The sequence below is a fragment of the Dyella humicola genome (genome assembly GCF_026283945.1).
Classification (GTDB): Bacteria; Pseudomonadota; Gammaproteobacteria; order Xanthomonadales; family Rhodanobacteraceae; genus Dyella; species Dyella humicola.
The window spans coordinates 475,553-484,874 of sequence record NZ_JAPDPC010000001.1 but is presented as its reverse complement, the minus strand read 5'-3'; the positions used below and the strand labels follow the sequence as shown (position 1 = coordinate 484,874).

9 protein-coding genes are annotated in these 9,322 nt (G+C 61.6%); 4 read left to right on the top strand and 5 right to left on the bottom strand.

Annotated features, from left to right (window positions below; translation table 11 throughout):
* Nucleotides 1–106: 106 nt before the first annotated feature.
* From OUZ30_RS02050 to OUZ30_RS02040, 3 genes are all read right to left on the bottom strand, one after another.
* On the bottom strand, nt 107–1,534 hold the full coding sequence (locus tag OUZ30_RS02050) for a sensor histidine kinase (protein WP_266180500.1): 1,428 nt from the start codon (nt 1,532–1,534) through the stop codon (nt 107–109).
* Nucleotides 1,531–2,196 (bottom strand): response regulator, encoded by a 666-nt coding sequence (locus OUZ30_RS02045; RefSeq protein ID WP_266180499.1) that lies wholly within the window; start codon nt 2,194–2,196, stop codon nt 1,531–1,533. The genes OUZ30_RS02050 and OUZ30_RS02045 overlap by 4 nt, the downstream gene beginning before the upstream one ends.
* A gap of 83 nt (nt 2,197–2,279) precedes the next feature.
* On the bottom strand, nt 2,280–2,813 hold the full coding sequence (locus OUZ30_RS02040) for a TetR/AcrR family transcriptional regulator (RefSeq protein ID WP_266180498.1): 534 nt from the start codon (nt 2,811–2,813) through the stop codon (nt 2,280–2,282).
* Between the two features lie 132 nt (nt 2,814–2,945).
* On the opposite strand from OUZ30_RS02040, the gene OUZ30_RS02035 reads away from it, so the two are divergent.
* Nucleotides 2,946–3,629, top strand: coding sequence for a DUF4336 domain-containing protein (locus tag OUZ30_RS02035; protein ID WP_266180497.1), 684 nt, complete (start codon nt 2,946–2,948; stop codon nt 3,627–3,629).
* A gap of 16 nt (nt 3,630–3,645) precedes the next feature.
* On the opposite strand, the gene OUZ30_RS02030 is transcribed toward OUZ30_RS02035, so the two are convergent.
* Nucleotides 3,646–4,008, bottom strand: coding sequence for an MliC family protein (locus tag OUZ30_RS02030; protein ID WP_266180496.1), 363 nt, complete (start codon nt 4,006–4,008; stop codon nt 3,646–3,648).
* Between the two features lie 134 nt (nt 4,009–4,142).
* A complete protein-coding gene (locus OUZ30_RS02025; RefSeq protein ID WP_266180495.1) occupies nt 4,143–6,125 on the bottom strand; it encodes a serine hydrolase domain-containing protein in 1,983 nt (660 codons plus the stop codon).
* A 705-nt stretch (nt 6,126–6,830) separates the two neighbouring features.
* On the opposite strand from OUZ30_RS02025, the gene OUZ30_RS02020 reads away from it, so the two are divergent.
* From OUZ30_RS02020 to OUZ30_RS02010, 3 genes are all read left to right on the top strand, one after another.
* On the top strand, nt 6,831–7,199 hold the full coding sequence (locus OUZ30_RS02020; protein WP_266180494.1) for a hypothetical protein: 369 nt from the start codon (nt 6,831–6,833) through the stop codon (nt 7,197–7,199).
* Nucleotides 7,200–7,600: 401 nt separating this feature from the next.
* Nucleotides 7,601–8,197 (top strand): glycoside hydrolase family 11 protein, encoded by a 597-nt coding sequence (locus OUZ30_RS02015; protein WP_266180493.1) that lies wholly within the window; start codon nt 7,601–7,603, stop codon nt 8,195–8,197.
* A 218-nt stretch (nt 8,198–8,415) separates the two neighbouring features.
* Nucleotides 8,416–9,288, top strand: coding sequence for a formylglycine-generating enzyme family protein (locus OUZ30_RS02010; protein WP_266180492.1), 873 nt, complete (start codon nt 8,416–8,418; stop codon nt 9,286–9,288).
* The last annotated feature ends 34 nt before the right edge of the window (nt 9,289–9,322 follow it).

The following is a 9,322-nucleotide window of genomic DNA, read 5'->3' as shown; positions in this document are numbered from 1 at the left end:
CCCGGCCTTTGCAGGGGAGGGCTGGGGAGGGGTGCTCTTGGCGGGTAGCACCCCTCCTCCAGCCCCTGTATGCAGGGGGAGTAGCCAATTCAGGGGGCTCCGCTTGTTACACCGAGTCCGGCACCACCGCTTGCGCGCCATCCTGCAATGGCATACACACGCGCACACGCAATCCCTGTCCAAATGGCGAATCAAGCAATTCGATGGAAGCATCGTGCAACTGAGCGGCACGCTGCACGATGGACAGGCCCAGTCCGTAACCCTCGCCGCGACTGCTGGCCTCGCGGTGGAAGCGTGCGAATACGGCATCGCGACGCTCGGGCGGGATGCCTTCGCCATTGTCGATGACATCAATGACGGCCTGGTCCCGTTCGCGTCCCACCGACAGCTGCACGCGACCTCCGGCAGGAACGTGGCGCAGCGCATTTTCCAGCAGATTCCGCAGCAACGCAGCCAACGCCACCTCATAGCCCGACACCGGCAGGCGCTCGGCAGGCAGCGCAACGTCCAGCTCGACATCGGTATCGCCAATCACCGTCGAAAGTTCTTCGATGACTGTGGTGGCAACATCCACCAGGTCGATCTCGGCGCGATGCCCCACGCGCGAGCTCGTCTCCAGCCGCGCCAGCGACAACAGCTGTTCCACTCGCCTGGCCAGCGCGGCCAGGCTTTGGCGGGCGCCCGCAAGCGCGACATCCGCTTCCCCGGTGGAACGGCTCGCCTCGGCATTTTCAAGATTGATCATGGTCGACGCCAACGGCGTCCGCAGTTCATGCGCCACGTCCGCACTGAAACGGCGCTCGCGCTCGAGAGCATCTTCAAGGCGTGCAAATTGTTCGTTGAGCGCCGTCACTACCGGCTCCAGCTCACGCGGCGCTTGCGCGATTTCCAGCGTGTCGTGGCTGCCTGGTTGGCGCGCGGTCAGCCGCTCGGCCAATACGTCCAGCGGCCGCAGGCCCCGTCGCACCGCCCAGCCGACCAGTAGCGCGAGTACCGGCAGCGCGACCAGGGGCGGCAAGGCGTGCTCAAGCCACAGCGCCACCGTGATGTCGCTGCGACTGTCGTAACGCTCGGCCGCGCGGATCACGATGCCATCGGCGTTCGGTGGCAGGGTGAACACGCGCCAGCGGTAGTGCCCGATCTGCAGGTCACGAAAGCCCCCGCCGTCGGCCGCTGGAGGGGGCAAGGCGCTCAGGTTGGCAGTGACCAGCAATGGCTGCGCGTGACGATCGAACACCTGGAAGCCGACTTCCGACTCGTTGGTTTCACCATGCAACACGCGTTCTTGCACGGATTTGGCGGCAATCGGCACCACCACCACACGACCCGCTTCGCCACCTTGCAGCGCCGACAGTCCGCCGTTCTCGATCAACACCTGCAAGGTGCGCGCCGATTGCGCGAGGCGGCCATCGGACAATTCACCCACTTCGTGAACCGTGCGCCGAAAACTGTAGACACCCAGCGGCAACAGCACCACGGCGATCACGCCAAGAATCAACCAGCGCAGTCGCTCCCGCAGGCTGGCCGCCCTCACTTCGGGTCCCGTGGAATCATGTAGCCAAAGCCGCGCACATTGCGGATCGTCTCGAAGCTCAATTTGCGCCGCAATGAATGCACCAGCACTTCCAGGGCATTGTTGCCGACCACGTGATCCAGGCCGTACAGCGAGTTCTCAAGGCTCTCACGCCGGACCAGTTTCCCCGCGCTCTCCATCAGCGCCTGCAAGAGCGAGAACTCGCGCCGGGTCAGCTCAACCGCATCACCGCGAAAAGTAACCTCCGACGTACCGAGGTCCAGGCTCAGCGCGCCCACGTCAATGCGATTTACGGCCAGACCGCGCATGCGCCGGCTCAAAGAACGAATACGCGCGGCCAACTCTTCCACATGGAAGGGTTTGATCATGTAATCGTCGGCACCGGCATCGAGGCCGTCGACACGCGCGGAGAGGCCGTCACGCGCGGTCATCACCAGCACCGGCGTCTCAATGCGTGCACGACGCGCCTCGGTCAACACCTCAATGCCATCACGACCCGGCAGACCCAGGTCAAGCAGGATCAGATCCGCCGTCCGGTCGCGGATCGCACTGGACGCCGAGCGGCCATCCCGCAGCCACGACACCGTATAGCCCAGGCGCTCCAGCGCGCGCTGGATGGCGTCGCCCAGATGCGCGTCGTCTTCGACAAGAAGGATGTGCACGTAGGTATGGCTCCTGCCGCCTCGCCGGAAGCGTAACTGCCCGGGCGGTCAGCTGATTATCCGGCAGGCGGCTTATGAAAAACTTAATTGGGTGCCAGTACCGACAGAATCAGACGGATTTCCTTTTCGCTCACGGCCTGCCCCTCCAGAGTTGAGTAGCCGACAAAGGCCCAATACGACCAGCGACCCAGGGTCGAGGCCTCGTTTTTGCTCCGGCCTGCGGCTCGCAGCAGTGCAACCAGATAATCGGTGCGCTTCTGGTCGACGCGCTTCTGCACTTCCTCGGCCTTGGCATGCACCAAGGACCACGATCGCATCGCTCGATCGAGTACCAGATCCGATGCCGCCGCCCCCATGAACCAATGACGCAACTTGGTCTGTGCATCGCCGCCCATCCTCTCGACGCAGGCAATCGCCTCCTGGGTATGGCTCTGCTCCCAATGGTCGGACAGGCCTTCGAGATAGGCATCGAGGCTCGAAAAGTGCCAATAGAAGCTGCCCTTCGTCACTTCGAGTTGCTTGGCGATCGACATGATGCGCAATCCGTCTGGACCTTTCGTCGCAAGCGCACGCAATCCCGCCGCCAACCAATCCTGTCTGCTCTTCCTCTCATCCATCGACAACCATACCCATAGGTATTGACCTTGGCGAACCCGAATGCGAGTCTACATACCTATCGGTATGGATACGACGGATACGGTGGTGCGGCCCTTTGCGCCATCGGCACGCAGACAGGAGGCGAAACCATCATGCTCGAGGCGATCACAGCCGATCTCTGGCACGTGCAACATGACTTCGTGGTGAGTGGCCTGCGCGTATCGTCGCGCATGACCGTTGTGCGGCTTCGCGACGGGTCGCTGTGGCTGCATTCTCCGGTGCCTTTATCGCCGGAGGTTCGTCAGCAACTCGCCGAGATAGGCACCGTCCGCTACATCGTCGCGCCCAGTAAGACCCATCATCTGTTCGCCACGGAATGTCTTGCGGCATTTCCCGATGCCAGCTTGTACGGCGCTCCCGGCCTACTGCAAAAGCGACCCGATCTGCGGGGCATGCGCGAACTCAGCCGATCGCCCGAGCCCGCATGGGCGCAGGAGCTGGACCAGATCTTTTTCGACGGGATTCCACTCGGGAATGAAACCGTGTGGTTTCACAAAGCGTCGCGCACCCTCATCGTCACCGACCTATGCCAATGGTGGCAAGGTGATCTGCCCTTCACGGCGAGAGCCTTCGCAGCGCTGACCGACGTCAGGAACCGACTGGCGGTACCGCGAACCATTCGCCTGGTCGTCAAGGACCGTCACGCTGCGCGTGCCAGTGCCGAGCGCATTCTCGCGTGGCCTTTCGTCCGCGTGGTCGTGGCCCATAACGCCATCATCGACGGAGATGCCCATGCGGCCGTCGAGCAGGCATTCGCCTATTTCACGCGCGGCTAGTGCGGAACGCGTGGGTTCATGGCGACGCCGAGCAGCCCGCTACTATGGGCGCTGCACCCACGCCCTGCATGGCATCGTAAAGGTCGCCGTTATTGCCTTTACTCCACCATACGTAGCGACCCGCCTGATATCTGACACCCGAAGCAGCGATGGTATCGACGAAGAGCAGCGGCTTGCCTTCGACGGCCAGCAACGCAAAGCTCTGGCCGTTCGTGGCGTTAAGGTAGGTCACCTGCAGCGACTTGCCTCCGTCGCACTGATAGTTTTGCTTGATGGTTCCGGCCAGTTGAATCTGCGGCACGTTGAGGGTGTCCGCGGAGGCGGTCGATGCGGCGAGCAAGCTTGCGACGACACATAGCGGCTTGATGAGCTTCGACATCACGTATTACCTCGACCACCTAAGAGGACCGTCAACAAGCGTCATCCCAGCGAAAGCTGGGATCCAGTGCCTTGAGGGCCGAGCAAGGTCACTGGATTCCAGCTTTCGCTGGAATGACGAGCAGGGGCACGCACCTACTTCACCGCGTCGTAAACATACTCATGCTGCCCGTCGCGCAACACCAGCTTGCGGCCGTCGGGCTTGCCGGCAACAACAAATTCGAATCCGTCCACGCCCGGTGAGATAGTCACGAACGAGACGGAGCCGTCGTCGTTTTTGCGCGAGGCAACGTCGCTATGCCAGACGCCGAAGTCGAACGCGGTATGCTTGTCGTCGTGCTGCACCTGGATGCTACCAAGCGCCGCGTTCTGGTAGTTGTTCGCCAGTTTGGCGACGTCGGCGGGATCGGCAGGCACCGTCAAGCGCTTCCGCTCCGCCGCAATCTGCGCCTTGAGCCGCTTCACGCCGGCATCGATGTCACCCTGTGCCAGCGGCTTGCCATCGAACAACACCTCCAGCAAACGGCGTTGGAACGGGCCACGAATGAACACGCCCGCATCGGCGTTGGTGAGGATCACGGCGCCCACGCCCTGCTCCGGCAACCACAACATGTCGGAGTGGAATCCCGTCAGGTCGCCGCCGTGATGGACCACCGGCACGCCCCAGGTGTGATCGACCATCAGCCCCATGCCGTAGCTGGCCGTCGTACCCATGGCCACATTCGCCTTGCGCCGCTCCAGCAACGCAGCCTCCGACACGTAGCGCTGCCCATCCGGAAGCAGGCCGTTATCCAACTCCATCTGGATATAGCGCAGCATGTCGCTTACGGCGCTCCAGGCGGCACCTGCCGGTCGCGCCGAACGAATCGAGTTGTTGATCCCCATATTGGCCACGGCGGTATGGCCATCGACATCCAGGCCATGCGGCGTCGCATGATCGGCAAGCAGCGCGCGATCGTAATCGAACGTGGTCAGGTGCATGCCCAGCGGATCGAACACCTGTTTCTGCATGGCAAAATCGTAGGCCGCGCCGAGTTCCATATGCGGGTACAGCACGTGCGCGCCGATGTAGCCGGCGGCGGCGGCCATCAGGTTGGAGTACTGGAACAGTTCGCCAAACTTGCTCGTCGGCTGCATGCCGGCCAGTGCCTTCAACACGGTGTCCGGCGTGGCATCGCGGCTATTGAGCAACCATTCCATGTCCTGCCGCGGCATGCCTGTGCACGCGCAGATCAGGTGGCGCATCAGCACCTGGCGCGTCGTGTCGGCATCCCCAAGCTTGAACGATGGCATCACCTGGGTCACCGGCGTATCCCAATCGAACCGATGCTGGTCCACCTCGCGCGCGAGCATCAGCGTGGTGAGCGCCTTGGTGTTCGAGGCAATCATGAATAGCGTATCGGCGTCGATCGGCTCGGGCTTGCCGATCTCGCGCACGCCAAGACCGCCCGCGAAGACCACCTTGCCGTGGTCGATCAGGCCGATGGCCACGCCCGGCACGTCATAGGCCTTGCGCGCTTCTTCCACGAACGCCTTGAGCGCTTCGACGCGCTCGACATCCAGGGGATGTGCCTTTTTGTGGGCAAACGTCTCGCGCTTATAGCCCTTCGGCAGCAAGCGATCCGAAATGGCGCGCAGCTGCGATGCGCGCTTCTCGCCCACCGCATTGGCGACGTCATAGATAAGCACGGTGTAGGCACCATCGCGCCGGTACGCAATCGCCGTCACGTCGCGCTTGTCGTTGGCCGAGGTCTCGTAGTTATAAACCTTGATCTGGTCCCAGTTGTCGCGCGGTGCACTGTCGGTAGCAACATGCAGCGGCCAGGTCTTGGCGGGCCCATAGATCTTCCAAGCCGCGGCCACCGCCGCGTCCACATCCGCCGCCTTCACATCCACCAGCACCACCTGCGAGCCGGGCTCGGGCGGATTCAGCGTGATCTTGTTGCCATGCGTGTGAATCGTCCAATCCGCCGGAACGACAAACTGCGTCCCCGTTGACGTAGTGCGCTGGGCATCGGCCTTCACCGTGATGTTGGGCGCAGGTGTCGGAGCGTCCTTTGCCGATACGGGCGCAAGCATCATAAAGAGAAGCACGAAGGCAACACATCGCATCAACATGGAGTACCTCTCGGATGGAGGAAACGCTCTGCTGTCAGTGGCGCGCCAAGCCAAGGATCCTGCCCGGCACCGCTGGGGACGTCGGTGACTTCGTCGGAGTCTACACGCGTGAATGATGGTCGCCAGTGCTGACCCAAAGCGATCGCGACCGAAACTTGGCTTGGATCAACGCCGCCTGCAACGCTAGAACGGTGGCCTTATTGCAGTTTCCAAGCGGGCAGCCTCCTGGATTTCTCAAGGCGGCCAAACAGGCTGCGAGTAGCCCAGACATGAGGCGCCAGCGACTGCGGGTGCACTGGCCTGGCAACTCGCAGCAGCGGCTGTTCGCGCGGTCGGGTAATCGCCCGCAATGTAGATTGGAGTGGGCGATGTAGGCTGCCATGCCGTATTGCCGCGTCGGAACTCGGCAATGGACAAGACCGCTCTCGCAGCGAAATCAAGCGCGGCTCTGGAAGCTTTCACCAACCCCGTTGGGCCCGCTGGCGCGAACAACGGCAAGCTGGGCCGTAGGTACGCCGAGCCAGCCGGGAGACCCGCGTCGAGTCGGCCTGCCTTATACAGAGGATCGATCAGCGGTGGGTGATACCCCTGGCTGGATATCGACGTTGATGGCGGCCACCGGCTCAGCGATAGATCCAATGGAGACCGGACGGGCCTGGCCTTCCTGCCGACCTTGCTCCCATACGCAGTCGAGGCGCCACCGGCATGAACGGCTTTTGCCTGAACACTCTGCGCCGGGCATGGCGCCACCCACGGGCAAGCGATCGCCAATGCCATCGATATGACAAAACGCGGTTTCATCAGTATCCCCATGCGCTGGTCCGCCAACACTTGAAGCAGCCAATGCATTGGATCGCACTACCGGCGACCTCACATGCTTTCGATTTGCAGTGTATTGCTACCCGATGGTTGCACCAAGAAACCCGGCAGCGCGCGGCGCCGCGCAAGCCGGACAGGATGCTCAAAATCATCCTCGAATCCACGCCGATGAATGCGGCGACGCCCATGCAACGCCACTTCGCAGGGGACTGGATGTCCGGCACGTCCAAGAATGTGTCGCAGTTCGCGAATTGAACTCTGATGCGCCGCTGTCGATCGTCGATTCGTTGACTCCGATAAAAAGCCGTGCCTAGATTCAAGCGCGACTAAAGGTAGCGCTAACATTACTGGGTTCCACGTCTACCTCGGCGTCGCGCCGAGACAAAGATCAGCGCCAACATCGGCTCTTGAGCCGAGTGTTGCACCGCTCTTCGAGCCATCGGCCGGGGAGGTAATACGGGGGCTGCCCGTTACGGGTGGCGATGCGTCTACTTTGAAAGCAATTGACGGCTGCGTCGGTGCGCTACAGCGCTTGCTGTGGTGGCGTTGTCGCACGCCCTCAAGGAACGGGGATAATTCGTATGCACGCAATTACGTTCGTTTCGTCGCGCGTTCAAAAAGCAATGCTCTGCGCCCTCATAGCGGGTGGCGCTTCGATGGCAGCCAACGCCCAGTCGGTAAGCAACAACGGTACCGGCACGAATAACGGCTACTACTATTCGCTGTATAGCAGTGGCGGCTCGGCCACCATGACGTTTCCCCAGGCTTCCACCTATGCCGGCAATTACGCCATCACCTGGTCGGGTGTCAGTGATGTGGTGGGCGGCAAGGGCTGGAGTACTGGCGGGAATATGAGCGTCGGCTACAACGTGGGCTCCGCCAGCGGCTATAACACTATCTCTGTCTACGGCTGGACCACCAACCCGCTCGTCGAATATTACATCACCGAGTTCGGTTCGCTTTATACGGGGAACGCCACGTATAAAGGCAGTGTGACCAGCGATGGACACAGCTACAGCACGTATGAACACCAGCAAGTGAACCAGCCCTCCATCATTGGTACCGCGACATTCGAGCAGTACCTGGATGCCTGGGGCGGCGCATCGATCGGCGCCAACGGCACCGTCACCACGGGCAACCATTTCAGCCACTGGAAGAGCCTGGGCATGAATATGGGTACGTTCAATTACATGATCCTGGCCACCGAGGCATACAACGGCGCCAGCGTCCAGGTAAACGCGACGGTGTGGTAAGGAGTCCCGTGAAGGTGTGTTGAAAACGCTGAAGCCGGCGGCCGCGAGCCGCCGGCTTTATGCCTTTCAAAGGGCGATTCGGAGAGTTCGACGCGTGCCGGATGCCGCCGATGTGGCGGACACCCGATGCCGCGGCTCATCCGGGAATGTGTCGTTCACATGCATGCGGGTCGTCGACCCGAATACGCAGGCTCTCGATGAAGAAACCATTCGTTTTTATGGCCATCGCGATGGTCGCCATCTTGATGGCCATCACCCACGTTGCCCGCGCCTCGGCGAGAGACGTGCCTGCCAACTTCGTACGGGTCAAGGGCGGCACGTTTAAAAACACCACATCCAACTACTACGGAACCGGTGTCGTCGTCTCGGACTTCTATATCGGCAAATACGACGTCACTCAAAAAGAGTGGCTCGACGTGATGGATAGCAACCCGTCGAAATTCAAGGGCGACAATCTGCCGGTAGAAATGGTGAGCTGGTACGACAGCATCGAGTACTGCAACAAGCGAAGCATCAAAGAGGGCTTGAGGCCGTACTACAACATCGACAAGGCCAAGCAGGACCCAAACAATCAGCCCGACCCGAGATTTGGTTATCTCGACCATGCAAGATGGAAGGTCACGATCAACCCAGGGGCTAACGGTTACCGACTGCCGACCGAAGCAGAATGGGAATATGCCGCAGGTGGTGGTCAGTCAAGCCAGAGTTACACCTATAGCGGCAGCGACGACATCGATGACGTCGCCTGGTATTGGCGAAACTCGGGCGATGAAGACCTATCGGGCGCGTGGAGCTGGCCCGCGATCGAGCAGAATCATGATCAACCCAAGCCTGTCGGCAGCAAGAAGCCCAACGAGCTGGGGCTTTACGACATGTCGGGCAACGTCAGGGAATGGTGCTGGGACTGGAGCGGCGACCTGCAGGCCCATGTCACCGATCCGCAAGGAAGTTCAAGTGGCTACGGCCGAGTCTGGAAGGGCGGCGGCTGGATGGGCGCCGACTTCAGCGCCGCTTCCGCGTTCCGCGGCAGCCTGGCGGCGAATGGCGCGGGCCCCGACCAGGGCTTCCGTGTTGTACTGAACCGTCGATAAGAAACGGAATCGCGGGCCGGATCTACGCGGAACA